This is a genomic window from Micromonospora sp. LA-10, assembly GCF_051853095.1.
In the GTDB taxonomy this organism is placed as follows: Bacteria; Actinomycetota; Actinomycetes; order Mycobacteriales; family Micromonosporaceae; genus Micromonospora; species Micromonospora echinospora_A.
The window spans coordinates 1,648,668-1,674,093 of record NZ_CP195710.1 but is presented as its reverse complement, the minus strand read 5'-3'; the positions used below and the strand labels follow the sequence as shown (position 1 = coordinate 1,674,093).

The window sequence follows — 25,426 nt, the reverse complement described above, 5'->3', positions numbered from 1 at the left end:
ATGCTGTCGATCGAGAACCTCTCGGTGACCATCCGGCGACCCGGCCGGCAGGTGGCCGCGCTCAGCGGCGTCACCTTCGCCGTACGCCCCGGCGAGGTCGTCGGCCTGGTCGGGGAGAGCGGCGGCGGCAAGAGCATGGTGGCCCGCGCCATCGTGGGGCTGCTGCCCGGCGGCTCGCACGCCACCGGCCGGGTGCTGTTCGGCGACTCCGACGTGCTGCGCATGGACGACGCCGCGCTCGCCGCGCACCGCGGGCGCGGGGTGGCGATCTGCTTCCAGAACCCGCGCGGCGCGCTCAGCCCCACCCGGACCATCGGCAAGCAGCTCGTCGACCGGCTCGCCACCCACCAGGACATGTCCGGCGACCGGGCCCGGGAGGCGGCGCGCGAGCTGTTCGAGGCGGTCGGCATCCGCAGCCCGCAGCGACGGCTCGACGCGTACGCCCACGAGCTGTCCGGCGGCATGGCCCAGCGGGTGATGATCTCGCTGGCCACCGGCTGCGCCCCGGACCTGCTGATCGCCGACGAGCCGACCACCGGCCTGGACGTGACGCTGACCCGGGAGATCCTGCGCCAGTTCCGGCACGCCGCCGACACCGACGGCCGGGGCGTGCTGCTGATCTCGCACGACCTCGCCTCGATCGCCGAGGTCTGCGACCGCGTGGTGGTGCTCTACGCCGGCACGGTGGTGGAGAGCGGCCCGGCCGCGCAGGTGCTGCGGGAGCCCGCACACCCGTACACCCGGGCGCTGCTGCGGTCGGTGCCGGACGTCGGCGGCCGGCCGGTCGTCGCCACCCCCGGCGCCATGCCCCTGCTCACCCAGGCGCCGGAGAACTGCCCGTTCGTCGCCCGCTGCGCGCACGCCGACCGCACCTGCTCGTCCCGGCGGCCGGGCACCCAGCCGATTCCCGGCGGCCGCGACTGGTCGCTGGCCTGCTTCCACCCGCAGACCCGGCCGCTCGACGCCGACGTGCCGTCCGCGCCGCACACGCCGGCCGGCGCCCAGCCGGCCGACGCCGGCCCGAAGCCCGCCGTGCTGGAGATCGAGGACGCGCACGTCGTCTATCGCAGCCGGTTCGGCTCCGGCGGGCACCACGCGCTGCGTGGCGTCACGCTGCGGCTCGCGCCGGGTGAGACGCTGGGCGTGGTGGGCGAGAGCGGCTGCGGCAAGAGCACGCTGGCCAAGCTCGTCATGGGCCTGGTCGCGCCCACGTCCGGCACTGTCACAGTCGCCGGCCAGGCCCTGGTCAAGCAGCCGGGCCGGCCCCGCCCACGCGGCCGGGCGCTGCGCCGGGCCCGGACCCGCGCCCAGCTGGTGTTCCAGGACCCCATCGGCTCGCTGAGCCCGCGCCGGCCCGTCGGCGACTCCATCGCCGAGCCGCTGCGGGCCGCGGGCCTGTCCCCGGCGGAACGCGTCGAGCGCGTCGCCGCCGTGCTGGACCGGATGGAGCTGGACCGCTCGATCCTGCAGCGGTACCCGCACGAGCTGTCCGGCGGCCAGGCCCAGCGCATCGGCATCGCCCGCGCGCTGGTGGGCGAACCGGACCTGATCGTCTTCGACGAGCCGACCTCGGCCCTGGACGTCACCGTCCAGGCGCAGATCCTCGACGTGATCGCCGACGTGGCGGCCGACGCGGACCGCGCCTCGGTCTTCATCTCCCACGACCTGGCGACCGTGCGCGGCTTCGCCGACCGCGTCGTGGTGCTCTACCTCGGCCAGGTGGTCGAGGAGGGTCCGGTGGACGTCGTCTTCGACACGCCCCGGCACCCGTACACCCGCGCGCTGCTGGGCAGCGCCCCCCGCCTCGGCGGGACGGCCGGGTCCGACGGCGAAGCCGTCGAGCTGGTCAAGGACCTGGAGGAAGCCGACGCCGCAACCGGGTGCCCACTGGCCGCCCGGTGCCCGTTCGTCACCGACCGGTGCCGATCGGAGCAGCAGGAGCTTCAGTCGTACGGCGAGAGCCGGGCCGCCTGCTGGCGCGTTCCCGAGCTTCCCGCCCTCATCGGAAGGCAGGCTGTCACGCCATGACCCGTCGCCCCATCCGGCTCGCTGTCGACATCGGCGGGACCTTCGTGGACGCCATGGAACTCGACACGCGCACCAACCGGGTCCGCTTCCGCAAGGCGGCGACGACCCCGGCCCGGCCCGCGGACGGTGTCCTCAACGCGATCACCGCGCTCGGCACCGACCTGTCCGAGGTGGAGCTGTTCATCCACGGCACCACGCTCGGCCTCAACGCGGTGCTGGAACGCCGTGGTGGCCGCACCGGCATCATCACCAACGAGGGCTTCCGGGACATCTTCCTGATCGGTCGCGGCAACGTGCCGTCGGACCACATGTACAACTTCCAGTACCAGCGGCCGGAGAGCCTGGTGCAGCGCCGCTTCACCGCCGGGGTGCGGGGCCGGCTCGACTACCGCGGCCGGGTGGTGGAGCCGCTGGACCCGGACAGCGTCCGGGAGGCCGCCCGCGCGCTCGTGGTGGACCAGCAGGTCACCTCGATCGCCATCTGCTTCCTGCACTCGTTCCTCGACCCGAGCCACGAGCGCGAGGCCGCGCGTCTGATCCACGAGGAGTTCCCCGAGGTCAGCCTGTCGCTGTCGACGGACATCGTGCGCGAGTACCGGGAGTACGAGCGGACCAGCACCACGGTGCTGGAGGCGTACATCCGGCCGATCTTCGAGCGGTACGTGGACGAGCTGGAGGCCGGCCTGGCCGAGCGGGGCTTCTCCGGGCGCTTCCTGATCATGCGCTCCGGTGGCGGCTCGATGACCAGCGCGGTCGCCAAGACCGCCCCCACCCACACCGTGCTGTCCGGTCCGGCCGGCGGCATCGTCGGCGCCGCCTACGTCGCCTCCGAGCTGGGCCGCGACAACGTGCTCACGTTCGACATCGGCGGCACCTCGCTGGACGCCTGCGTGATCGAGCGGGGCAACCCGGTCGCCGCGTACGAGGCGCAGCTGGAGCACTTCCCGCTGCTCATCCCGACGTACGACATCCGGACCATCGGCGCCGGCGGCGGCTCGATCGCCTGGCTGGACCACGGCCTGCTCAAGGTCGGCCCGCAGAGCGCCGGGGCAGACCCGGGACCGGTCTGCTACGGCCGGGGCGGCACCAAGCCCACTGTCACCGACGCGGCGGTGGTGCTCGGCTACATGGACCCGGAGCGCTTCCTCGCCGGCACCATGGGGCTGCGCGACGCCGAGGCGCGCGCCGCGATCCAGGAGCAGCTCGCCGACCCGCTCGGCCTCACCGTGGAGAACGCGGCGGCCGGCGTGTTCGACGTGCTGCTGGCCCGCACCGTCGGCGCGGTCCGGCAGATCACCGTCGAGCGGGGTCACGACCCCCGGCAGTTCGCGCTGCTCGCGTTCGGCGGCGCCGGGCCGCTGCTGGCCCCGCTGCTGGCCCGCGAGATGGGCATCGGCGAGGTGATCGTGCCGTTCGCGCCGTCCGGCTTCTCCGCCTGGGGCATGCTCTCGGCCGACATCGTCAACGACTTCAGCCGTACCGTGATGGCCACGCTCGACGACGCCGACCTGGCGGAGCTGGAGCAGCTGTTCAAGGCGGTCGAGGCCGAGGCGGTCGCGTCGCTGGTGGCGCAGGGCGTACCGGCCGGCGAGGCGGTGCTGGAGCGGCAGTTCGAGCTGCGCTACCTCGGCCAGGAGCACAGCCTCATGGTCACCGTCGGGCGCGAGCTGGACCGCGACGCGATCCGCGCCGCGTTCGACGAGACGCACCGCGCCCGCTACGGCCACACCATGGGCAACCCGCTGCAGATCCTCAACCTGCGGGTGCGCGGCATCGGGCGCACCGACCGGCCCGAGCTGCAGACCCTGCCGCGCGGCGACGGCGACCCGTCGCAGGCGCTGCTGACGCACCGCGACGCCTACGACTTCGGGCAGCACGCGGTGGTGCCCTTCGCGGTCTACGACCGCGCCCGCCTGGAGCCGGGCGACACCTTCGACGGACCGGCGCTGATCGACGAGGGCACCTCCACCACTGTGGTGCCCAGCGGCCAGCGCGTCACCGTCGACGACCACGGATACCTGCTCGTCACCCTGGAGGAAGCCGCATGACCACGCTGGACGGAGCCCAGGTCGAGGTCGTTCGCAGCTATCTGCTGTCGGCCGCGGAGGAGATGCGGGCCACCCTCATCCGTACCTCGTTCAACCCGGTCATCTACGAGGTGCACGACTTCGGCCTGTCGATGTACGACGCCGACCTGCGGCTGGTCGCCGAGGCCACCGGCCTGACGTTCTTCCTCGGCGCGAACGACTTCTCGCTGCGCAAGGGCGTGGAGTACGTGGGCCGGGAGAACCTGCACCGTGGTGACGTGGTGCTGCTCAACTACCCGTACTGGAACGCGGCGCACGCGTACGACGCGACGCTGTTCGCGCCGGTGTTCCGGCCGGACGAGGCCGACCCCGACGCGGACGGCGACCTGGTCGGCTTCCTCTGCGTCCGCGCGCACTGGATGGACCTGGGCGCCAAGGACCCCGGTTACGTGCTGGACTCGACCGACATGCACCAGGAAGGGCTGATCTTCCCGGGCACCAAGGTCGTCTCCCGGGGCGAGCCGGTGCGCGAGATCCACGAGCTGATCCGCTTCAACTCGCGGATGCCCGACGCGGTGCTGGGTGACCTGCACGCGCAGATCGCCGCGCTGCGCACCGGCGAGCGCCGGATGCTGGAGATCATCGAGAAGTTCGGCCGGACCACTGTGGACCAGGCGATCGACCGCATCATCGCCGACGGCGAGGCCCGCGCCCGCGCGGCGCTGGCGACGCTGCCGCAGGGCACCTGGACCGCCGAGGACTGGGTGGACGACGACGGCATCACCGACGATCCGGTCAAGATGCGCGCCACGGTGACCATCGCCGACGGGCGCTTCATCGTCGACTTCGCCGGCTCGGCGCCGGCCACCCGCGGCCCGATCAACATGCCGTTCGGCGCGACCGAGGCGATCTGCAAGGTCGTGCTGAAGTCGCTCACCTCCCGCGACGAGCCGTCGAACGCCGGCACCGTCGCGCCGCTGGAGGTGCGGGCCGAGCCGGGCACGCTGTTCCACGCCGTCTACCCGCAGCCGACGTTCACGCTCTGGACCGGCATCGTCGCGGTGGAGCTGATCCTCAAGGCGCTGGCGCAGGGCATGCCGGACCTGCTGCCGGCCTCCTCCGGCGGCGACGTGCCGGGGTTCATGATGGTCGGCCTGCACCCGGATACCGGCAAGATGTTCGCGGTCAGCAACAACGACCTGGTGGGCTGGGGCGGCACCGCGCAGCACGACGGCATGGACGCCGCCACCCACGTCTCCGGCAGCACCGGCCGGGGCACCCCGATCGAGGTCATGGAGGCCAAGACCGGGATGTTCTTCGAGCGCTGGGAGATCCGCGCCGACTCCGGCGGCGCCGGCCGGTTCCGGGGCGGCTGCGGCCTGCGCCGCGACATCCGCTTCCTGACCCCGGGCGAGTTCCTCACCGTGATCAAGAAGACCAAGAGCGCGCCGTGGGCGCTCGACGGCGGCGAGCAGCCGGAGCCGAACCAGATCGTGGTGTTCCCGGGCACCGACCGCGAGCACCGGGTGAGCACCAAGCGCACGACGGTGGCCGCGGGCGACCGGGTCACGCTGCTGACCGCCGGTGGCGGCGGGCACGGCGACCCGCGCAGCCGCGACCCGGAGGCGGTGCGGCGGGACGTGGCCGAGGGCTACGTCTCCCGGGAGGCGGCCCGGGACGTCTACGGAGTGGACGTCGATGGGTGAGCCGACGGTCGACGGGGCAACCGTCGAGGTCGTCCGCAGCCATCTCGTCTCGGCCGCCGAGGAGATGCGGGCCGCGCTCGTGCGCACCGCGTTCAACCCGGTGATCTACGAGGTGTACGACTTCGGCATCTCCATCTACGACCGGCAGTTGCGGCTGGTCGCGGAGTCGACGGGGTTGTCCCGCTTCCTCGGCGCCAACGACTACTCCCTGCGCAAGGGCGTGGAGTACGTCGGCCGGGAGAACCTGCGCCGCGGCGACGTGGTGCTGCTGAACTACCCGTACTGGAACGCGGCGCACACGTACGACGCGACGATGTTCGCGCCGGTCGTGCTGCCCGGCAGCGAGGAGCTGATCGGCTACCTGTGCATCCGGGCGCACTGGATGGACCTGGGCGCCAAGGATCCCGGGTACGTGCTCGACTCCACGGACATGCACCAGGAGGGGATCATCTTCCCCGGCACGAAGGTGTACGACCGGGGCGAGCCGGTGCGCGAGATCCACGAGCTGATCCGGTTCAACTCGCGGATGCCGGAGCTGGTCATCGGTGACCTCAACGCGCAGATCGCCGCGCTGCGTACCGGCGAGCGGCGGATGACCGAGCTGTACCGCGAGTACGGCACGGCCGTGGTGGACGCGGTCGTCGACCGGGTGATCGACGTCGCCGCGCAGCGCGCCGGTGAGGCGGTGGCCGCGCTGCCGCAGGGCAGCTGGACCGCCGAGGACTGGCTCGACGACGACGGCGTCACCGACGAGCCGATCCTCATGCGGGTCACGGTCACAGTCGCCGACGGCGAGTTCACAGTGGACTTCGCCGGCTCGTCGCCGGCGGTGCCCGGGCCGGTGAACCTGCCGCTGGGCGCCACCATCGCCACCTGCCGGGTCGCGTTCAAGGGCGTCACCACCCCGCACGAGCAGACGAACGCCGGGCACTTCGCGCCGCTTCGGGTACGCGCCGAGCCCGGCACGCTGTTCCACGCGCAGTACCCGGCCGCCACGTTCACCCAGTGGACCGGCACCGTCGCGCTGGAGCTGATCCTCAAGGCGCTGGCGCAGGGCATGCCGGACCGGCTGGCCGCCTCCTCCGGCGGCGACGTGCCGGGGTTCATGATGGTCGGCCGCCACCCGGACACCGGCGACATGTTCGCCGTCAGCAACAACGACCCGGTCGGCTGGGGCGGCACGCCCCGGCACGACGGGATCGGACCGGCGAACCACCTGTGCCAGACCCAGGCGCGCAACACGCCCGTCGAGGTGCTGGAGTCGAAGACCGGGATGTTCTTCGAGCGGGTGGAGATCCGTACCGACTCCGGTGGCGCGGGCCGGTTCCGGGGCGGCTGCGGCCTGCGGCGGGACATCCGGTTCGTGACGCCCGGCGAGTTCCTGACGGTGATCAAGAAGACGAAGAGCGCGCCGTGGGCGCTGGCCGGCGGCGCACAACCGGAGCCGAACCAGGTGGTCGTCTTTCCGGGCACGGACCGGGAGCACCGGGTGAGCACCCGGCGGACCGCTGTGGCGGTGGGGGACCGGGTCACGCTGCTGACCGCCGGTGGCGGCGGGCACGGTGACCCGGGGAGTCGGGATCCAGAGGCGGTGCGACGGGACGTGGCCGAGGGCTACGTCTCCGCCCGGGCCGCCCGAGACGTTTATGGAGTGATCGCGTGAGTGCCGCCTATTCGCCCGAGCAGCCGAGCATGCTGCTCGGCAACTGCACAGTGCTGGACGCCCGAGTGGTGGACGGCATGGCGCCCGTGACCGGCGCCGGGGTGTGGGTCCGGGGTGACCGGATCGCCGCCGTCGGCCCGTACGCCGAGGTGGCCGCGCAGGCGCGCGCCGCCGGCCGGCTGACCGAGGTGGACCTCGACGGCGCGTACGTGACGCCGGGCCTGGTCAACATGCACACCCACTTCTCGCTGTCGCTGCCCGGCTCCGGGGGCGACAACGTCAAGGGGATGGGCCCGTACGACCTGGCGCACTACATGGCCGACGGCGCGCGGCGCACGCTGCACGCCGGTGTGACCACGGTGCGCTGCGTGGCGGAGAAGGACCACGCCGACTTCGCGTTGCGGCGGGCGGTCAACGCCGGGCGCGTGCCGGGTCCGCGCATCTACACGGCCGGCCGGGCGCTGGTGTGCACCGGCGGGCACGGGCACGAGAGCAACGACACGCTGGAGTGCGACGGCCCGGTGGGCTTCCGGCACGGCGTACGCAGCCAGATCAAGGCCGGCGCGGACCTGATCAAGGTGATGATCTCGGGCGGCATCGCCGGTGAGCACGAGAGCATCCACACGCCGCAGCTGTTCGCCGACGAGATGACCGCGGTGATCGAGACGGCGCACGCGTGGGGCCGCAAGGTGACAGCGCACGCCGGGCCCGCCGAGGTGATCGGCGCGGCCGTGGAGCTGGGTCTGGACTGCGTGGAGCACGGCTACCAGCTCACCCCGCAGGTCGCGGCGCGGATGGCCGAGCGCGGCACGGCGCTCGTGCCGACGCTGCTGGTGACCCGCTGCAAGGAGTTCTTCGACGAGCTGGGCGTGCCGGAGTGGATGCAGTGCCGTTCGCTCGGCGCCGGCCCCCGGCACCTGGAGAGCTTCGACATGGCCATCGCCGCCGGGGTGGAGGTCCTGCTCGGCAGCGACATGCCCCCGTTCTGGGAGTTCGAGGGCACCACCGCCTCGATCCGGGAGCTGGAGTACATGTCCGAGCGGATCGGCACCGCTCGGGCCATCCACGCCGGCACGCTGGGCCCGATCCGGTGGCTCGGCGCGGAGTCCGACCTCGGCACCGTCGAGGTCGGCAAGCTGGCCGACCTGATCGCGACGGACGCCGACCCGCTGGCCGACACCTCGGCCTTCCGGGACGTGCGGTGGGTGATGAAGGGCGGGCAGATCGCCCGCGACAACCGCAACCAGGAGGAGACGCGATGACCTTCGCGCAGGCAGGCGCGGCGGAGATCGCCGCCGGCATCGACGACATGTACGACGCGTTCCTCGCCGGGGACCAGCAGCGGTTCGACACGCACCTGGACCCCGACGTGACCACCTGGGAGACGCACCTGCCCGGGCCGCTGCGGACCCGGGCCGAGCTGGACGAGTACCGCGCCCAGCGGGACGCCGCGGGACAGCGGCCCCGGTTGGCGGTGCTCGCCCCGCGCGGCAAGCGCATCGACGTCTGGGACGACTTCGGCGTCGCCCGGTACGAGCTGGTCGCACAGCTCGGCCCGGACGACGAGCCGGAGATCACCCGGGTCACCGACGTGGTGCGCCGGGTCGACGGCCGCTGGGTGATCGTGCACCACCACGCCGAGCTGGTGCGGGATCCGGTGGTCGCGGCATGATCCGGCGGCTGGTCGCCGAGCGGACCGGTGAGCCGGCGGACGTGCTGTCGGTCGCCGAGCTGCCCGACGACCCGCCGCCGGGCCCCGGACAGGTGCGGCTCGCCGTCCGTACGGTGGGCCTGAACTTCCTCGACGTCATGCTCTGCCGGGGCGAGTACCCGGTGCGGCCGGACCCGCCGATGACGCCGGGGGTGGAGGCGGCCGGGCGGGTCGTCGCCGCCGGCGCCGGCGCGGGGCACCTGCTGGGTCAGGAGGTGCTGGCCTGCCCGGCGCTGCCGCGCGGCGCGCTCGGCACGACTGTGACAGTGGACGCCGCGGTGGTCGTGCCGCGGCCGTCCACAGTCGACCCGGTGACCGCGGCGGCGCTGCCGGTCACCTACCAGACCGCGTGGTTCGCGCTGGAACGGGCGGGCGTCACCGCCGGGCAGACGGTGCTGGTGCACGCCGGCGCGGGCGGTGTCGGCATCTCCGTCATCCAGCTCGCCGTCGCCCGCGGCGCCCGGGTCCTCGCCACCGCCGGTGGCCCGGCCAAGACCGCGATCTGCCGCGACCAGGGCGCCGAGGTGGCGATCGACTACTCGGCGGAGGACTTCGTGGCCGCCGTGCGGGAGGCCACCGGCGGCCGGGGCGTGGACGTCGTGGTGGACCCGGTGGGCGGCGACGTCTTCGCCCGCGCCTGGGAGTGCCTCGCCTTCGAGGGCCGCCTGGTCGCGGTGGGCGCCGCCGGTGGCGCGCCGCCACCCGTCGACCCGCTGCGGCTGATGGCGGCCAACGCGACGCTCGTCGGCCTGTCCTGGGGCTCGCAGTACCCGTGGCAGCGGGCCGGCGCCGTCGAGTCCGCGTACCAGGAGTTGTTCGACATGTGCGCCTCCGGCGCGGTCCGGACGCCGGTCAGCCGCGTCGTGTCGCTCGACGAGACGCCCGCGGCGCTCACCGAACTGGCCGAACGCCGGACCACCGGCAAGATCATCGTACGGATCGACGAAGGGGAGGGGCCGTGAGCGACACCGCCGACGGCGACATGGAGATCTACGACCTGAAGGTGACAGTCGACCGGATCGAAGGCCGGTCGGTGTGCGGCATGGCGGTCGGCGATCACTTCGAACTGACGAACAGCGCGCACCTGCGGCTGCCCGAGGGAAAGCACTTCTGCGTGTACGCGCTCGCGTCGGTGCTGCCGTTCCTCGCCGCGAAGCAGCGTGACCTGGCGCCGGGGGACTGGCTGGCCCAGGACTCGCACTTCATCTGCCCCGACCCGGAGGAGCGGCTCGTCATGAAGGTGGAACGGACCTGCCGGCGCACGATGAACTCGGCGGACCTGACATGACCGTCGAGATCGGACTCGGCCTGCAGAGCGACAAGCCGGCCGGCGCGTACGCCCGGCTGGCCCGCGCCGCCGAGTCGCACGGCTTCGACGTGCTCACCGTCTTCGGCGACCTGATGTACCAGCCGCCGATCTTCCCGCTGCTGGAGATGGCGCAGGCGACCGAACGGGTACGCCTCGGCGCGGCCTGCCTGAACCCGTACTCGATGGCCCCGTACGAGATCGCCGGTCAGGTCGCCGCCCTGGACCTGGCCTCGCACGGACGGGCCTACCTGGGGCTGGCCCGGGGGACCTGGCTCGGCGCTGTCGGCCTGCCGCAGCCGCGGCCGCTGACCACCATCGAGGAGGCCGTCCAGGTCGTCTACCGCCTGCTGCGCGGCGACCGCAGCGGCTTCACCGGAAAGGTCTTCTCGCTGGAGGCCGGCACCGCGCTGCGCTACGACGTGCAGCGGCCCGACCCGCCGCTGCTGCTCGGCGCGTGGGGTCCGCAGGGCGCGGCGCTGGCCGGCCGGATCGCCGACGAGATCAAGGTGGGCGGCAGCGCAAACCCGGACATGGTGCCGGTGATCCGCGAGCGGCTGCGGGCCGGCGCGGAGAAGGCCGGACGCGACGTCGCCGACGTCGGCATCGTGCTGGGCGCGGTGACGGTCGTCGACACCGACGGCGAGGCGGCCCGCGCGAAGGCCCGCACCGAGGTGGCCATGTACCTGGCGGTGGTGGCGGAACTGGACCCGACCGTCGTGCTCCCCGACGACCTGGTGAAGCGGGTCGGCGACCTGGTCGACGCGGGCGAGGACGAGGCCGCGGGCCGGCTGATCCCGGACGACGTGCTGGACCGGTTCGCCTTCTCCGGCACCCCGGAGCAGGTCGCCGCGCAGGCCCAGGCGCTCATCGACGCCGGCGTGCGCCGGGTCGAGTTCGGCACGCCGCACGGCCTGACCGACGAGCGCGGCGTGGACCTGCTCGGTTCCGCCGTCCTGCCCCTGCTGCGCAGGTGAGTACGGTGCGGCTCACCGTCGTGGTCGGCCCCGGCCTGGTGGCCGACACCGAGCTGCTGGCGTCGCTCGTCGCCGGCAGCTGCGCCGAGCTGGACGTCACCGGCGAGGTCGTCACCGCCGCGTCGGCCGACGAGCTGCGGTCGCTGCTCGCCGCCGCGCCGGGCCCGGCCGTGGTGCTGCCCGGCCCCACGCCACCGGCCCGCGCGCTGATCGGCGCGCAGCCGCCGCACGCGGTCTGGTACGACCTCACCGTCGAGACGCCGGCGCCCGGCGCGGTCCATCTGGCCGGCCGAGGGCTGTGGGGCGTGACGTGGGCGATCCGGCACGCCGTGCACCGCTTCCGCGCGCCCGCCGACCGGATCGCCTACGGTCCCGACCCGGAGCAGTGGGGCGACCTGCGGCTGCCGTCGGCTCCGCCCGCCGGGCCGGCGCCGGTCGCGGTGCTGCTGCACGGCGGGTTCTGGCGGTCCATCTGGGGCGCCGACCTGATGGACGCGCTGGCCGTCGACCTGACCGCCCGCGGCTACGCGTCCTGGAACCTGGAGTACCGGCGCCCGGACCGGCACGGCTGGGACGCGACCACAGAGGACGTCGAAGCCGGCCTCACCGCGCTGCGGGACCTCGCCGCCGACCGGCCGCTCGACCTGGAACGGATCGTGGTGCTGGGCCATTCGGCCGGCGGGCAGCTCGCGCTGCGCGCCGCGGCGGACCTCGCCACGCGTACCGGCGGGCCGCGTGTCGCGCTCGCGGTGTCGCTGGCCGGGGTGCTCGACCTCACCGAGGGCGAGCGGCGCTACCTCGGCGACGGCGCGGTCGCCGCGGCGCTGGGCGGCTCACCGGCGACGGCCCCGCGCCGGTACGCCGAGAGCGACCCGATGCTGCGGCTGCCCACCCGGGTGCCCACCCTGCTCGTGCAGGGGACCGGGGACAGTCCCGACCTCGTCGACGCCAACCGGCGCTACGCCGCGGCGGCGGCAGCCGCTGGTGACGAGATCCGCTACCTCGAACAGCCGGTCGACCACTTCGCCGTCATCGACCCGGCGTCGGTCGTCTGGCGGGACACGATGACAGCAGTGGACGCCCACCTCGGTCGCTGACGCCACCCAGGCGAATCGCCCTCCGTGTTCACCTGCGTGAAACCGGAGGGCGATTCGTGGTGCCCGGGCGCGCTCGTCAGAACAGACGGGGCGTGACCACCGAGACCACAGTGGTCACCGAGTCGGTGTCGTTGTACATCTGGTGCGGCACCGACGAGCGCAGGTGCACGCTGTCACCCGGGCACAGCCGGTGCTCCACGCCCTCGACCTCGTAGAGCAGCTCACCGGAGATGACGTACGCGAACTCCTCGCCCCGGTGGCCGTACGCGTTCTCCCGCCGCCCGCCGGGCGCGATGTGCACGAGCATCGGCTCCAGCACCAGGTCCGGCCCCCGGTCGGAGAGCATGCGGTAGGTCTGCTGCCCCGACACGTACTGCGTGGCCGACGTCTCCGCCCTGGTCAGCGTGAAGTGCCGGGGGAGCTGCGAAACGTTGCTGTCGGACGTGCCGTTGCCGGCGTCGAAGAAGTCGGCCACCGACTTGTCGAGCGCCTTGGCGACGCTGCCCAGCGCGGTCAGGCCGATCGAGGAGATGCCGCGCTCGACCTGGGACAGGAAGCCGATCGACAGGCCGGAACGGGAGGCGAGGCCGCGCAGCGTGAGCCCGCGCTCCTTGCGGTAGCGCCGGATCCGGGCGCCGACCACGCCGGCCGGGGTGCTCTCGTCCGCGGCGCCACCGGGGGCGGCCTGCTCCGACGGCGGCTGACTGTCCATGGACCGCACGAGGACCTCCTGTTGCGGTGGCGGGGGGATCCGCCCGGGATGTTCGATCCTATCGAACATGCCCGCACTTGTGCGAGGGGTGGCGGTGCCGATTTCCCCACGTCATCCCGGGTGGACCGGTGGGCCGACGGTCAGCCGGCGCGACGCAGCCGGCCGAGCATCCCGGCGAGGTCCTGGACGAACAACTCGTGGCGGAAGTAGTGGCCGCCCGGCACCTCCCGCCACTCGTGCGGGATGCCGGCCCGGCCGAGCAGACTGCGGAACTCGCGCTGCCCGGCCAGCACCTGGCCCTCGTTGGCCTGGTCGAACCAGTTGATCGGGTCGGGTGAGGTGCCGGCGGCCAGGAAGATCCGCTTGTTGCGGTAGCTCTCGATGCGCTCGACCGGGTTGTCCGCGCTGACCCGGGCCTCGTCCCACAGCGGTGCGCCGTAGACGGTGCCGCCGCCGAGGTCGAACGCGGCCGAGGTGGCATTGGCCCAGTGCACGACGAGACCGAAGTCCCGGCGGAGGCTCGCCGGTCCGGAGTGTGAGCTGACCGAGCAGAAGTGGCCGTAGTACTTCGCGGTGTACTTGAGCGCCCCGAAGCCGCCCATCGAGAAGCCGGCCACCGCGCGCCCGTTGTACTCCGGGAACGTGCGGAAGTTGGCCTCGATCCAGGGCAGCAACTGGGCGATGTGGAACGTCTCCCAGTTGCGCGGCCCGACGTTGCTGCTGACCGGGTTGGAGTACCAGCCGGTGGAGGCGTCCGGCATGACCACGATGATCTCGCGGCCGGCGGTCAGGTTGATGATGTTGTCCTGAAGGTGGAAGGTGCGGAAGTCCTGCCGGCCGCCGTGCAGCAGGTACAGCACCGGGTAGCGCTTGCCGCTGGTGTGGTAGCCGTCGGGCAGCAGCACGTTCACCGCGGGGTCCCACTCGATCGCGTCGGTGGCGAAGCGGAAGTACTGCAACCGGCCGCCGTTCTCGTTGCGGGCGACGATGCGCAGGCCGTACCCGTCGCGGGCGGCGGCGCCGGCCGCTGACGGCGCGGTGAAGGCGCCGGCGAGGGCGCCGGTCGCCGCGACCGCGGCGGCGCCGGTGAGCAGCCGACGGCGGCTCACGGTGGAGGGAGCGGTCCGGTCGTGCGACATGGGTCCTCCTGGGACTCGTTGGCGTTCGGGGGGTTCAGAGTGTGGTTTCGTCGGTGAGGCCGAAGTAGTCGTGCCATTTGGTGGAGGGGGCGAAGGTGGTGCCGGTGGAGAGGGCGACGTAGATGTCGTTGGTGGTGTTTTTGGTGAAGACGATGAGGTCGTCTTTGCCGTCGCCGTTGGTGTCGCCGAGGTAGGGGAATTCGCCGGTGAGGCAGAAGAAGTCGTGCCATTTGATGGTGGTGCCGGTGAATGAGGTGCCGGTGGAGGTGGCGGCGTAGACGTCGGCGTCGGGGTTGCAGGTGAAGGTGACGATGTCGTCGCGTCCGTCGCCGTTGATGTCGCCGACGCGGGGTTGTTCGGTGCCGACGGCGAACAGGTCGTGCCATTTCTGGGGTGGGCCGAAGGTGGTGCCGGTGGAGAGGGCGACGATGACGTCGGAGGCGGTGGCGGGGCCTTGGGTGAAGGTGATGATGTCGTCGCGTCCGTCGCCGTTGACGTCGCCGATGGCGGGGAACTCTCCTGTGATGGAGAAGTAGTCGTGCCATTTGACGGCGGTGCCGGTGAAGCTGGTGCCGGTGGACAGGGCGACGTAGACGTCGGCGTTGGTGTCGTGGGTGAAGGTGATGATGTCGTCGCGTCCGTCGCCGTTGACGTCGCCGATGGCGGGGATTTCGGTGCCGGGGGCGAACCAGTCGTGCCATTTCTGGGATGTGGTGAAGGAGGTTCCGGTGGACAGGGCGACGTGGACGTCGGCGGTGGTGCCGTGGGTGAAGACGATGGCGTCGTCGCGTCCGTCGCCGTTGACGTCGCCGGTGAGGGGGGTTTCTCCGGTCAGGGCGAACCAGTCGTGCCATTTCACCGACGTGCCCGCGAACGACGTGCCGGTGGAGGTGGCGACGTAGGCGTCGGCGAGTGGGCCGTGGGTGAACGCGACCACGTCGTCACGGCCGTCGCCGGTGAAGTCGGTGGGCGACCCACCGAAATACCGGGCCGCGGACGGTGGCGCTGTCCCGCAGTTGTCGCTGACCAGGAACCGCTGGTTGTACTGGCCGGGATATGGCGCGAGTGAGACCCCGTTGATCGAGATGACCTGGCCGACACCGTTGTAGAGCTGCTCGTAGTGCACGTGCGCCCCGGAGGAGTTGCCGGTACTGCCGGTGATCCCGATCTGCTGCCCCTGTTGCACGTAGGCGCCGTCCGGCACGGAGTAGGCGCTGAGGTGGAAGTAGTAGGTGGTCCATCCGCCGCCGTGGTCGATGACGATGTAGTTGCCGGCGCCGCTGGGCTGCGAGTAGTGCCGGGCGACGCCGGCCGCGGACGCCACCTGCGGCGTACCGCCTGTGGTGCCGTCGGTGCGGACGAAGTCCAGCGCCTGCCGCACCTCGGAGCTGTGGTGGCTGTACGTCCACCGCTGCCCGCACGGGAACGGCGCCTTGAAGTTCGGCGCGGCCAGCGCCGGTGACGGGGCGGCAGTCACCGCGGCGAGGGTGGCCGCAGCCACTGTGAGCAGCGCGACGATGGCGTGCCGGGTGGCACGTGTCGGGAACCAGGACATGCGGTGACTCCTCACCGGAGGGTGATGCGCGGTCGGAAGCGCGCGTGGGCGCGTGGGGGCAGGGGCCGGTGCCGCGACGGGCGCGGGCCCTGACAGGTCACGTCGGAGGAGGCGGGGTCTCGTCCCGATCGGCGGGACGGGCGGCGCTGAGGAGAAGTGAAACCGCAGACTTCGGCGTCTGTCAATACCCGCCGGGGTGGCCGGGTCGGCGGAAAACTTCCTTCAACGCCGGCTTCGCGCGGCGTGGCCCGCCCGGCTCGGGAAGCCGGCCGGGAAAGCCGGACCAGAGGTATTGACAATCATGGAAGCCTCGCAGTTAACTCGCCAGCAATCGATTTCTCGTCGCTCTCACGGCAGCTCGGAAGGGACACCGATGAGGCTTCGCATCCCCCGATGGGCCGCTGCCGCAGCAGTCGCGGTGCTGGCCGTCGCAGTGCCCGCGACCTCGTCCGCCGCCACCCCGGCCGCCGCATCGGCGCCCGCTCCCGCCGTGGCCGCTCCCGCCGTGGCCGCCGACAAGGGCCCGGTCGGCTGGGACGCCTACCGGCGGCTCGACCGTCTGCCGGAGCTCGCCGCCGGCACCCGTACGCACCAGTTCTCCAGCTTCGGCCGCGACGGCTCCAACGACGACGGCTTCGTCGGCACCTGGTCCTGTCTGCGCCGAAGCGACGGCTGTGTGATCGCCGAGGCGCGCGGTCCCGGCGAGGTGCAGTCGATCTGGTTCACCCGCGACGAGGGTGACGTCCGGTCCACCGGATGGATCCGCGTCGAGCTCGACGGTGTCGTGGTCGTCCAGGCCGACCTCCAGTCCCTGGTGGACGGTCGGCTCGGCAGCCCGTTCGTCGCGCCGCTCGTCAGCAACGCCGACCAGACCTCCGGCGGCGTCACCGTCAAGGTGCCGATGCCCTACCGGGAATCCATGCGGATCACCACCCAGAACAACCCGCTGTTCCACCACGTCACCTACCGCACCTTCGCCGACGCGGTCGGGGTGTCCCGGTTCGACCCGGCCGACCCTGCCGCGGACGTGGTGGCCCTGCTCCGGGCCGCCGGCACCCGCGACCCGAAGCCCGCGCAGGCCGGCGCCTCCACCACCCGCGCCACGGTGACCGCCCCGGCGGGCGGTCAGGTGTCACTGGCCGCGCTGACCGGGCCGCGGACGATCACCGCGCTGCGACTGCGCGTACCCGACGCCGCGGCAGGCGCGCCGACGCTCGCCGGCCTGCGGCTGCGCATGACCTTCGACGGGCGGGCCACGGTGGACAGCCCGGTCGGGGAGTTCTTCGGCGGCGGGCTGGGCGAGCGGCGTGTCCGGTCGCTGATGTTCGCCATGGAGTCCGCGCCCGGCGGCTGGTACAGCGCCTGGTGGCCGATGCCGTTCCGCACCGCCGCCGCCCTGACGCTGGTCAACACGACCGGCGCCACCGTCGGCGGCGTCGAGGTCGAGGTGACGTCGGCGCCCGGCGCCGAGTGGACGTCCCGGCTCGCCGCCGACGGCAGCGCCGGCTACTTCACCACCCAGTCGCGGCGCGCCGAGACGGTCGGCGGCGCCGACTGGATCATCGCCGACCAGTCCGGGCGGGGCCGGTTCGTGGGCGTCTCACAGACCATGCGCGGCCACATCGTCGGCGGCAACACCCGTAACTACCTGGAGGGCGACGAGCGGGTGTACGTGGACGGCTCGCCGACGCCGCAGATCCACGGCACCGGCACCGAGGACTTCTACGAGTCGGGGTGGTACTTCAACCGCGGCGAGTACAGCGGCGTCTTCACCGGCAACACGGCGCACCTGGTACGCGGCGGCGGATGTACCGACGAGTGCGACGCCGCGTACCGGCTGATGATCGGTGACGCGGTGGCGTACGGCACCGCGCTGCGCTTCGGCATCGAGCACGGGCCAGCGAACGACATGCCGGCCGAGTACGCCTCGACCGCCTTCCTCTACACGCAGCGGACCGTGACCACGCGCCGGACCGACACCGTCGTCACCGGCGACGCCGCGAGCCGGGCCGCACACGCCTACACCGACTCGGCCGCGACCCAGACCACGCTCACCGCGAGCTACGAGGGCGACGACGACAACGTCCCGCAGACCGGCCAGGTCCGCGCCACCACGGCCACGGTCCGCTTCCGGCTCGCGATCGACGCGGCCAACCAGGGGGTACGGCTGCGCCGCCACGGCGATCAGACCGGCGGCTACCAGCAGGCGGCCGTGTCGGTGGACGGCAACCCGGTGGGGGTGTGGCTCCAGGCGCCGGGCAACGACAGGCAGCGCTGGCTGGCCGACGAGTTCGTCCTGCCCGCGGCCCTGACGGCGGGCCGGTCCTCGGTGGCCGTCCAGCTCACCCCGGCGGCGGGCGCTCCGGCCTGGACCGCCGCCCGGTACGTGGCCGACAGCATGGTGGCGCCGTTCGCCGACACCGTCGCCCCAGCCCCGGTCGCCGGCCTCGTCCTGGCCGGCGGCCGCGTGCACGCCCTCGGCCTGTCCTGGTCCCCGTCGGCCGACGACGTCGGCGTCGTCTCCTACCGGGTCTACGCGTCCCCGAGCCCGGCGGCGACGCCCACCGCCGCCAACCTGGTGGGCACGACGCGCGCCACCGCGTTCCGGCACGGGCCGCTTCCGGCCGGCCAGACCCGCTACTACCGGGTGGTGGCCGTCGACGGGTCGGGCAACGCCGCGGCGCCGTCGGCCGAGGTGTCCGCCACCACCCGCGGCCGCAACACGAGCGACGCCGACGGCGACCGGCGTGACGACGCCGTCGACTTCACCCGCGGCGCCGCCGCCGACGTGTTCACGTCGCTGTCCGACGGCACCCGTTTCGTGCCGGACAGCCGGCCGTGGAACGACTTCTTCGCCGTCGACGCGGAGATGCCGCTCACCGGCGACGTCAACGGTGACGGGCGCGCCGACGTCATCACCTTCACCCGGGGCGACAGCGCCGACGTGTACGTCGGCCTCTCCACCGGCACCGGCTACGCCGCCGGAGCGAAGTGGCACGACTTCTTCGCCGTCGGCGCCGAGATCCCCGCCGTCGGCGACGTCAACGGCGACGGGCGTACCGACATCATCACCTTCACCCGCGGCGCCGCCGCCGACGTCTACGTGGCGCTCTCCACCGGCTCCGGCTTCGGACCCGGCGTCAAGTGGCACGACCACTTCGCGCTCGGCGACGAGTTCCCGGCCGTGGGCGACGTCGACGGCGACGGACGCGACGACATCCTCACCTTCACCAGGGGCGCCACCGGCGACGTGTTCGTGTCGCTGTCCGACGGCACCCGCTTCGTGGAGGACGGCTGGAAATGGCACGACAGCTTCGCCCTCGGCGACGAACTGCCGGCGGTGGGCGACGTGGACGGAGACGGACGCGACGACGTCGTCACGTTCACCAGGGGCACGACCGGCGACGTGTTCGTGTCGCTGTCCGACGGCGCCCGCTTCGTGCAGCACTCCTGGAAGTGGCACGACCACTTCGCCTTCGGCGACGAACTTCCCGGACTGGGGGACTTCACCGGCGACGGACGCGCCGACCTGGTGACGTTCACCAGGGGACTGACTGCCGACGTGTACGTCGCGCCCTCCACCGGCGGCGGGTTCGGGCCACCCGGCAGCCGCTGGCACGACCAGTTCGCCCCCGGCGCCGACCTGCCCCGCCCGAGCGTTTCGTGATGCGCGCCCGACGAGTGCTCGCGGTGCTCCTGCTCGGGGCCGCCCTTGCCGCCGTCCCGGCTGCGCCCGCCCCGGCCGACGACCCGGTACGCCTCGAAGCCGAGTCCCTCGCCGTCGTCTCCGCGACGGCGCCGGTCGAGGCGCAGGCCGACTGCTGCGGAGTGAGCTGGTCCGGCGGACGGCAATTGTGGTTCCGCGCCGGCCGGGCCGGCGACTCGGTCACCCTCACCCTGCCGGCGGTTCCGGCCGGGCAGTACGACCTCGGCGCCGTGCTCACCCGTGCCGCCGACTACGGCACGGTGCGTTTCGCCGTCGACGGGGTGGCGGTCGGCCAGCTCTTCGACGGGTACGCGGGCGCGGTGCAGCGTACCGGCGCGGTGCCGCTGGGCTCGGCGTCCCTGTCGACCGGCACGCACCGCCTCACGGTCACCGTGACCGGCCGCGCGGGGGCCTCGACCGGCCTCTTCGCCGGCCTGGACACGGTGAGCCTGCGCCGCGTCGGCCCGCTCGCGGCGGTCACCACCACGGCGTACGAGACGCTCGGCGAGACACCGGCGCGGGGCGGGTCCACCCGCGTCTACGACCCCGGCGTCGGCGAGTCGACGACCTGGTACTACAACGACCACACGCTGGTGCGGCACCAGCAGACCGGCGTGTGGCACCTGTTCGGCATCACGCACGCCGAGCCCGGAGCGCCGCAGGACGAGAAGGTGTTCGGGCACGCCACCGCGCCCACCCCGACCGGCCCGTGGACGAAGCGGCCGGTGGCGCTGGCCGCCGACCCGGGCGCCGGGGAGCAGTGGATCTGGGCGCCGCACGTCGTCCACCACAACGGCGTCTACTACATGTTCTACGCGGCCGGGAACCCGGACTACGCCCGGTACCGCATGCACCTGGCCACCTCGACCGACCTGTTCACCTGGACCCGCAGTTCGGCCAACCCGCTGTTCACCGACGGGTGGGAGGGTCGCGACCCGATGGTGGCCCGGGTCGGCGACCGCTGGGTCATGTACTACACGGCGACGTCGGACCCGTCCGGCGGCAACCACGTCGTGGCGTACCGGACCAGCACCGACCTCCTGTCGTGGAGCGGCCGCGCGACCGCCTACACCTCGCCGTACACCGGCCGGGCGGGCGGGCAGACCGAGTCGCCGTTCGTGGTGCGCCGGGGCGACTGGTGGTACCTCTTCGTCTGCTGCGACGGCACGGACTACGGCGCCGCGTACCGGCGCACTGCCGTCTACCGCAGCCGCGACCCGCTGCGTTTCGACGGCGCGGAGAAGGTGACGGTGCTGGACGCCCACGCCGCCGAGGTCGTGGTGGACGGCTCGAACTGGTACCTGACCCACGCCGGCTGGGGCCAGGGCGGGCTGTGGCTGGCGCCGCTGACCTGGTCCACCGGCGTGGTGGCGCGCGGCTACACGGTGACCACCGGTTTCCTCCGCGCCGACGTGCGGACCTGGCCCAGCGCCCGGATCGCCGCGCTCGCGGTGGACCCGGCCGGGGCGGGCAACCACCGGCCCGCGCTGGACTCGTCGCACCGCGGCACCGGGCCGTATCTCGCGGTCGGCCGGTTCGACGTGACCGACCGGGCCGGCGCCCCGGCCCGGGTCGACGTGTCCGCCGACGGCTCCCGGATCAACCTGGTCGGCATCCCGTTCGGCGACGAGCCGGTCACCGCCGACTGGTTGCTCACCGTCGCGCCCCGGTGGACCGGCCCCGCGTTGCAGAGCGACGTCACCTGGTCGGTCAACGGGTGGCCGACCGCGGCGGTGTGGGAGGTGGCGTTCAACATCGACGGCGCGTCCCCGGCGGTCGGCGACCCGGCGGTGGAGGCCCGGCCGACCGGTGACGTCACCGGGATGCCGCGCTGGACGATGAGCACCGGCGACGGGCTGTCGGTGGTGGCGGTGCACAGGTGGGGCTCGGCCTGGCGCGGCGACAACACCTGGTACGACGCCGGCCATGCGATGGCAGCCTGGCAGCCGCTGTGGCGCTCGGGCGGCCTGTCCTGGGCGCCCGGTCAGTACGCGGGCGGCACCTGGCGCCTCACCGCGAGCGGGGTCCGGCGGGACGTGACGTTCGCCGACGCCGCACACGCCGCGATCAACGCGATCCCATGACGGGCGCGGGCGCCGGCGGCGTGCCGGGCACGAGCGGCCGGGTGGTGGTCGCCGCGACCGGCCTGGCCAAGCGGTTCGGTGGCGTGACCGCCCTCGACGGAGTCGACTTCGACGTTCGGGCCGGCGAGGTGCACGCGCTGCTGGGGGAGAACGGCGCGGGCAAGTCCACGCTGATCAACATTCTCTCCGGTGTCGTCACCGACTACGACGGAGCTGTCACAGTCGACGGGACGCCGGTACGGTTCACCGGGCCCGCCGCCGCCCAGGCCGCCGGGATCGCGACCATCCACCAGGAGCTCGACCTGGTGCCCGGGCTCTCGGTCGCCGACAACCTGGTGCTCGGTCGCGAACCCCGAACCCGGATGCGCACCGTCGACCGGCGGGCCACGGTCCGTACCGCGCGCGAGCACCTGGACCGGCTCGGCGCCGACATCGACCCGCGCCGCCCGGTCGGCTCGCTACGTGTGGGCGAGCAGCAACTCGTCGAGATCGCCAAGGCGCTCGCCCTCGACGCCCGCGTGCTGGTCATGGACGAGCCGACGGCCGCCCTCGCCGACGGGGAGGTACGGCGGCTGTTCGCCACCATCGACGGCCTGCGCCGCCGGGGAGTCGGCGTCGTCTACATCTCCCACCGGATGGAGGAGATCGAGGTCGTCGCCGACCGCGCGACGGTGCTGCGCAACGGCTGCGTCGCCGGTGTCGTGCCCGCCGGCCGGATGGACCGGCGACGGATCGTCACGATGATGGTCGGCGAACGGGCCACCTCGCTGTTCGCCCCCGCCTCCGGCGACGCGGCCGGTCGGGCCGGTCGACGCGAGCCGCTGCTCGACCTCACCGACCTGGCCGTGCGCCCCCGCTCACCCCGGCCCGGCCGCTGCGAGCCGGACGGCATCAGCCTGACCGTGCGGACCGGCGAGATCGTCGGCCTGGCCGGCCTCATGGGCGCGGGCCGCACCGAACTGCTGGAGACGCTGTTCGGCGCGGGGCCCGCCGGCCGTCGCGCCGGCACGGTCCGGCTGGCCGGCCGGCCGTACGCTCCGCGCAGCCCTCGCGCGGCGCTGCGCGCCGGCGTCGGTTTCGTCCCCGAGGACCGGCGCCGCGCCGCGCTGGTCCTGGAACATCCCGTCGGCCGGAGCATCGTGCTGGCGGCGCTCGCCCGGCTGACCACGGCCGGGATCGTCCGGCGCGGCCGGGAACGGGCCGCCGTCGCGCGGTCGGTCACCGGCCTGGCGATCAGGACGGAGTCGACCGCCACACCGGTCGGCGCGCTCTCCGGCGGCAACCAGCAGAAGGTCGTCTTCGCCCGGCACCTGCTCACCGAACCCCGGCTGCTCCTGCTGGACGAGCCGACCCGCGGCGTCGACATCGGGGCGAAGGCGGAGATCTACCGGCTGCTGCGCCGGCTCGCCGACGACGGCGTGGGCATCCTGATCGCCTCCTCGGAACTGCCCGAACTGCTCGGCGTCTGCGACCGGGTGGTGGTGCTGCGCCGCGGGCGGACCGTGGCCGACCTCGCCACCGACGGCTGCACCGGCGCGGACGTCCTCGCGGCGGCGATGGGCGGCCCGGCCGCCGGAAGGGACGACCGATGACCGACACCCGGGTGCCGTCCCCCGAGCCGGCCGCGACCGAGGCGCCGCCCGCCGCCGGCACCGTGGGGCTGCGCGCCGCCACCGCCCGCTGGCTGCGCCGACCGCGCAGCCGCCGGGACCTGGTCGACCGGCTGTTCGCGGCGCAGAGCATCTTCGCGCTGCTCGTGGTCTTCACCGTGGCGGTCCTCGCCTCACCGCGCCGCGACGGCGAGATCCTCTTCCTCACCACCGGCAACCTGGGGAACATCGTCCGCGCTGTCTCGGAGATCGGCATCATCGCGATCGGGATGACCTTCGTCGTCCTGCTGGGCGGCATCGACCTGTCGGTCGGGGCGATCCTCGGCCTGTCGGCCGTCGGCACGGCGACGCTCATGGTCGACTCCGGGTTCGGCATCCTGCCCGCCGTCGCGGCCGTGCTCGCGATCGGCGCGCTCTTCGGCGCGCTCCAGGGATACGCCGTGGCCCGCCTCGGCATCCAGTCGTTCATCGTTACCCTCGCCGGGCTCCAGGTCGCCCGGGGCATCGCCCGGATCTGGTCCGGCGGTCTCGGCGTCCCGATCGCGTACGGCGACGGACCGCAGGAGGCGCCGCCCGCCTTCGAACTGCTCAACGGATCGATCAACGGGGTGCTTCCGGTGCCGGCGGTGCTGTTCGTGCTGATCGGGGTGGCCGCGGTGGTGGTGCTGCGGACGACGGCGTTCGCCCGGCACGTCTACGCGATCGGCGGCAACGAGAAGGCGGCCCGGCTCTCCGGCGTACCCGTGACCCGGGTCAAGGTCGCCGTGTTCGCGGTCGCCGGCCTCCTGGCCGCGGTGGCCGGTGTGGTCCACGCCGGACAGCTCAATCAGGGCAGCCCGAACGACGGCGCCGGATACGAGCTGGACGCGATCGCCGCCGTCGTCATCGGCGGGACCAGCCTTGCCGGCGGTGCCGGCTCGATGGGCGGCACGCTGGCCGGCGCGCTGCTGCTCGGCATCCTCAACAACATCCTCGCGCTCAACAACATCGACGCCAACGTCCAGTTACTGATCAAAGGACTGGTGATCGTGCTCGCGGCGGCGTTGCAGAAGCTGCGCCGCGGCCTCGCCTGACCGGACCGACTCCGAGGAGCCACCCCTATGGACAAGCGAACCCGACTGTTCGCGCTACTGGTCGCCGGCGTGCTGGCGGCTACCGGATGCAGCGTCGAGAAGCGGTCCGGCGACGCCGGGCAGGCCCGTGCCTGCGGCGCCGGCAAGGACTTCCTGATCGGCATGTCGCAGGCCAACAACGCCGAGCCGTACCGGCAGGTGATGAACAACGACGTGCAGGCGGCGGCGAAGTCGGTGCCCGGCTTCCGTGTGGTGGTCTCCGACGCCGCGCAGGACAACAGCAAGCAGGTCGCCGACGTGGAGAACTTCCTCACCCAGAAGATCAACCTGCTGATCATCTCGCCCAACGAGGCCAAGCCGCTCACCGCCGTGGTGAAGAAGGCGTACGACCAGGGCGTGCCGGTGATCGTGCTGGACCGCAAGGTCGAGGGCGACGCGTACACCGCGTTCATCGGCGGCGACAACGTGGCCATCGGCAGGGCGGCCGGCGAGTTCTACGCCACGACGCTGCTGCCCGACGGCGGCAAGGTGATCGAGATCGCCGGGCTGCCCGGCTCGACGCCCGCCGCCGAGCGCGCGCAGGGCTTCCGCGACGGCATCACCGCCAACCCGAAGATCCAGATCGTCGCCTCCCAGCCCGGCGACTGGCTGCGGGAGAAGGGCCAGTCGGTGGCCGACGCGCTGATCAAGGCCCACCCGGACGTGTCGGCGATCTACGCGCACAACGATCCGATGGCCGAGGGCGCCTACCTGGCCGCGAAGTCGGCGGGCGCCGAGCGGCGGATCAGGTTCACCGGAATCGACGCGCTGCCCGTGCCCTCCGGCGGGATCAAGGCCGTCGAGCAGGGCCGCCTCGCCGCCACGTTCCAGTACGCCACCGGCGGCCGGGAGGCGGTCGAGCTGGCCCGGAAGATCCTCGTCGACTGCGCCGAGGACGTCCCGCGCAGCACCACGCTGGACACCATGCGGATCACCAGGGAGAACGCCGCCGAGGCGTACGCGAAGCTCGGCGGCCTCTGAGCGCCATGTCCC

Annotated in this window: 18 protein-coding genes; 15 read left to right on the top strand and 3 right to left on the bottom strand. The window is 73.1% G+C overall.

The genetic code is table 11. The features are described 5' to 3' along the window. Genes ACSDG8_RS07785 through ACSDG8_RS07740 form a run of 10 tightly spaced genes read left to right on the top strand, consistent with a single transcriptional unit; the run spans position 1 to position 12,515 of the window. Positions 1-2,028, top strand: coding sequence for an ABC transporter ATP-binding protein (locus tag ACSDG8_RS07785; protein WP_210896152.1), 2,028 nt, complete (start codon positions 1-3; stop codon positions 2,026-2,028). After that, positions 2,025-4,076 (top strand): hydantoinase/oxoprolinase family protein, encoded by a 2,052-nt coding sequence (locus ACSDG8_RS07780; protein ID WP_210895907.1) that lies wholly within the window; start codon positions 2,025-2,027, stop codon positions 4,074-4,076. The genes ACSDG8_RS07785 and ACSDG8_RS07780 overlap by 4 nt, the downstream gene beginning before the upstream one ends. Then, complete coding sequence (locus ACSDG8_RS07775) at positions 4,073-5,761, top strand: hydantoinase B/oxoprolinase family protein (protein WP_210895905.1); 1,689 nt, start codon at positions 4,073-4,075, stop codon at positions 5,759-5,761. The genes ACSDG8_RS07780 and ACSDG8_RS07775 overlap by 4 nt, the downstream gene beginning before the upstream one ends. After that, positions 5,754-7,424 carry a hydantoinase B/oxoprolinase family protein gene (locus tag ACSDG8_RS07770; protein ID WP_210895903.1) on the top strand — a complete coding sequence of 557 codons (1,671 nt, stop codon included), beginning with the start codon at positions 5,754-5,756 and terminating at the stop codon, positions 7,422-7,424. Before ACSDG8_RS07775 ends, ACSDG8_RS07770 begins: the two co-directional genes overlap by 8 nt. Then, on the top strand, positions 7,421-8,686 hold the full coding sequence (locus ACSDG8_RS07765; RefSeq protein WP_210895901.1) for an amidohydrolase family protein: 1,266 nt from the start codon (positions 7,421-7,423) through the stop codon (positions 8,684-8,686). The genes ACSDG8_RS07770 and ACSDG8_RS07765 overlap by 4 nt, the downstream gene beginning before the upstream one ends. Then, positions 8,683-9,096, top strand: coding sequence for a nuclear transport factor 2 family protein (locus ACSDG8_RS07760; protein ID WP_210895899.1), 414 nt, complete (start codon positions 8,683-8,685; stop codon positions 9,094-9,096). Before ACSDG8_RS07765 ends, ACSDG8_RS07760 begins: the two co-directional genes overlap by 4 nt. Continuing rightward, a complete protein-coding gene (locus ACSDG8_RS07755; RefSeq protein WP_210895897.1) occupies positions 9,093-10,097 on the top strand; it encodes a zinc-binding dehydrogenase in 1,005 nt (334 codons plus the stop codon). The genes ACSDG8_RS07760 and ACSDG8_RS07755 overlap by 4 nt, the downstream gene beginning before the upstream one ends. Then, positions 10,094-10,423 carry a TIGR04076 family protein gene (locus tag ACSDG8_RS07750; protein WP_073827356.1) on the top strand — a complete coding sequence of 110 codons (330 nt, stop codon included), beginning with the start codon at positions 10,094-10,096 and terminating at the stop codon, positions 10,421-10,423. The genes ACSDG8_RS07755 and ACSDG8_RS07750 overlap by 4 nt, the downstream gene beginning before the upstream one ends. Then, positions 10,420-11,418 carry an LLM class flavin-dependent oxidoreductase gene (locus ACSDG8_RS07745; RefSeq protein WP_210895895.1) on the top strand — a complete coding sequence of 333 codons (999 nt, stop codon included), beginning with the start codon at positions 10,420-10,422 and terminating at the stop codon, positions 11,416-11,418. Before ACSDG8_RS07750 ends, ACSDG8_RS07745 begins: the two co-directional genes overlap by 4 nt. 5 nt (positions 11,419-11,423) lie before the next feature. After that, positions 11,424-12,515 carry an alpha/beta hydrolase gene (locus ACSDG8_RS07740; RefSeq protein WP_307856290.1) on the top strand — a complete coding sequence of 364 codons (1,092 nt, stop codon included), beginning with the start codon at positions 11,424-11,426 and terminating at the stop codon, positions 12,513-12,515. A 76-nt stretch (positions 12,516-12,591) separates the two neighbouring features. Here ACSDG8_RS07740 and ACSDG8_RS07735 read toward each other — a convergent pair whose 3' ends face one another. From ACSDG8_RS07735 to ACSDG8_RS07725, 3 genes are all read right to left on the bottom strand, one after another. After that, positions 12,592-13,227, bottom strand: a complete 636-nt coding sequence (locus ACSDG8_RS07735; RefSeq protein WP_225980847.1) for a helix-turn-helix domain-containing protein — start codon at positions 13,225-13,227, stop codon at positions 12,592-12,594. A 140-nt stretch (positions 13,228-13,367) separates the two neighbouring features. Continuing rightward, a complete protein-coding gene (locus tag ACSDG8_RS07730; RefSeq protein WP_210895890.1) occupies positions 13,368-14,366 on the bottom strand; it encodes an alpha/beta hydrolase in 999 nt (332 codons plus the stop codon). A 34-nt stretch (positions 14,367-14,400) separates the two neighbouring features. Further along, positions 14,401-15,921 (bottom strand): FG-GAP-like repeat-containing protein, encoded by a 1,521-nt coding sequence (locus ACSDG8_RS07725; protein WP_439427751.1) that lies wholly within the window; start codon positions 15,919-15,921, stop codon positions 14,401-14,403. A 373-nt stretch (positions 15,922-16,294) separates the two neighbouring features. Between ACSDG8_RS07725 and ACSDG8_RS07720 the strand changes: the two genes are divergently transcribed. From ACSDG8_RS07720 to ACSDG8_RS07700, 5 genes are read left to right on the top strand one after another with little or no spacing between them, the layout of a single operon-like run. Beyond that, complete coding sequence (locus tag ACSDG8_RS07720; protein ID WP_210900609.1) at positions 16,295-19,588, top strand: DUF2961 domain-containing protein; 3,294 nt, start codon at positions 16,295-16,297, stop codon at positions 19,586-19,588. Further along, the gene (locus tag ACSDG8_RS07715) at positions 19,588-21,711 is read left to right on the top strand and encodes a family 43 glycosylhydrolase (RefSeq protein WP_210900606.1); all 2,124 of its coding nucleotides are present in this window, start codon (positions 19,588-19,590) and stop codon (positions 21,709-21,711) included. The genes ACSDG8_RS07720 and ACSDG8_RS07715 overlap by 1 nt, the downstream gene beginning before the upstream one ends. Next, on the top strand, positions 21,708-23,303 hold the full coding sequence (locus ACSDG8_RS07710) for a sugar ABC transporter ATP-binding protein (protein ID WP_210900603.1): 1,596 nt from the start codon (positions 21,708-21,710) through the stop codon (positions 23,301-23,303). Before ACSDG8_RS07715 ends, ACSDG8_RS07710 begins: the two co-directional genes overlap by 4 nt. Next, positions 23,300-24,394, top strand: coding sequence for an ABC transporter permease (locus ACSDG8_RS07705; RefSeq protein ID WP_210900600.1), 1,095 nt, complete (start codon positions 23,300-23,302; stop codon positions 24,392-24,394). Before ACSDG8_RS07710 ends, ACSDG8_RS07705 begins: the two co-directional genes overlap by 4 nt. A 27-nt stretch (positions 24,395-24,421) precedes the next feature. Next, entirely contained in the window at positions 24,422-25,414 is a 993-nt protein-coding gene (locus ACSDG8_RS07700; protein ID WP_210900597.1) for a substrate-binding domain-containing protein, read from the top strand. Positions 25,415-25,426 lie beyond the last annotated feature (12 nt).

What these genes read in the sequence shown, in the direction of transcription:
- ACSDG8_RS07785 (WP_210896152.1), top strand. Translation starts at nt 1, where the DNA reads ATGCTGTCGATCGAGAACCTCTCGGTGACCATCCGGCGACCCGGCCGG.
- ACSDG8_RS07780 (WP_210895907.1), top strand. Translation starts at nt 2,025, where the DNA reads ATGACCCGTCGCCCCATCCGGCTCGCTGTCGACATCGGCGGGACCTTC.
- ACSDG8_RS07775 (WP_210895905.1), top strand. Translation starts at nt 4,073, where the DNA reads ATGACCACGCTGGACGGAGCCCAGGTCGAGGTCGTTCGCAGCTATCTG.
- ACSDG8_RS07770 (WP_210895903.1), top strand. Translation starts at nt 5,754, where the DNA reads ATGGGTGAGCCGACGGTCGACGGGGCAACCGTCGAGGTCGTCCGCAGC.
- ACSDG8_RS07760 (WP_210895899.1), top strand. Translation starts at nt 8,683, where the DNA reads ATGACCTTCGCGCAGGCAGGCGCGGCGGAGATCGCCGCCGGCATCGAC.
- ACSDG8_RS07755 (WP_210895897.1), top strand. Translation starts at nt 9,093, where the DNA reads ATGATCCGGCGGCTGGTCGCCGAGCGGACCGGTGAGCCGGCGGACGTG.
- ACSDG8_RS07745 (WP_210895895.1), top strand. Translation starts at nt 10,420, where the DNA reads ATGACCGTCGAGATCGGACTCGGCCTGCAGAGCGACAAGCCGGCCGGC.
- ACSDG8_RS07735 (WP_225980847.1), bottom strand. Translation starts at nt 13,227, where the DNA reads ATGGACAGTCAGCCGCCGTCGGAGCAGGCCGCCCCCGGTGGCGCCGCG.
- ACSDG8_RS07730 (WP_210895890.1), bottom strand. Translation starts at nt 14,366, where the DNA reads ATGTCGCACGACCGGACCGCTCCCTCCACCGTGAGCCGCCGTCGGCTG.
- ACSDG8_RS07725 (WP_439427751.1), bottom strand. Translation starts at nt 15,921, where the DNA reads ATGTCCTGGTTCCCGACACGTGCCACCCGGCACGCCATCGTCGCGCTG.
- ACSDG8_RS07720 (WP_210900609.1), top strand. Translation starts at nt 16,295, where the DNA reads ATGAGGCTTCGCATCCCCCGATGGGCCGCTGCCGCAGCAGTCGCGGTG.
- ACSDG8_RS07715 (WP_210900606.1), top strand. Translation starts at nt 19,588, where the DNA reads ATGCGCGCCCGACGAGTGCTCGCGGTGCTCCTGCTCGGGGCCGCCCTT.
- ACSDG8_RS07710 (WP_210900603.1), top strand. Translation starts at nt 21,708, where the DNA reads ATGACGGGCGCGGGCGCCGGCGGCGTGCCGGGCACGAGCGGCCGGGTG.
- ACSDG8_RS07705 (WP_210900600.1), top strand. Translation starts at nt 23,300, where the DNA reads ATGACCGACACCCGGGTGCCGTCCCCCGAGCCGGCCGCGACCGAGGCG.
- ACSDG8_RS07700 (WP_210900597.1), top strand. Translation starts at nt 24,422, where the DNA reads ATGGACAAGCGAACCCGACTGTTCGCGCTACTGGTCGCCGGCGTGCTG.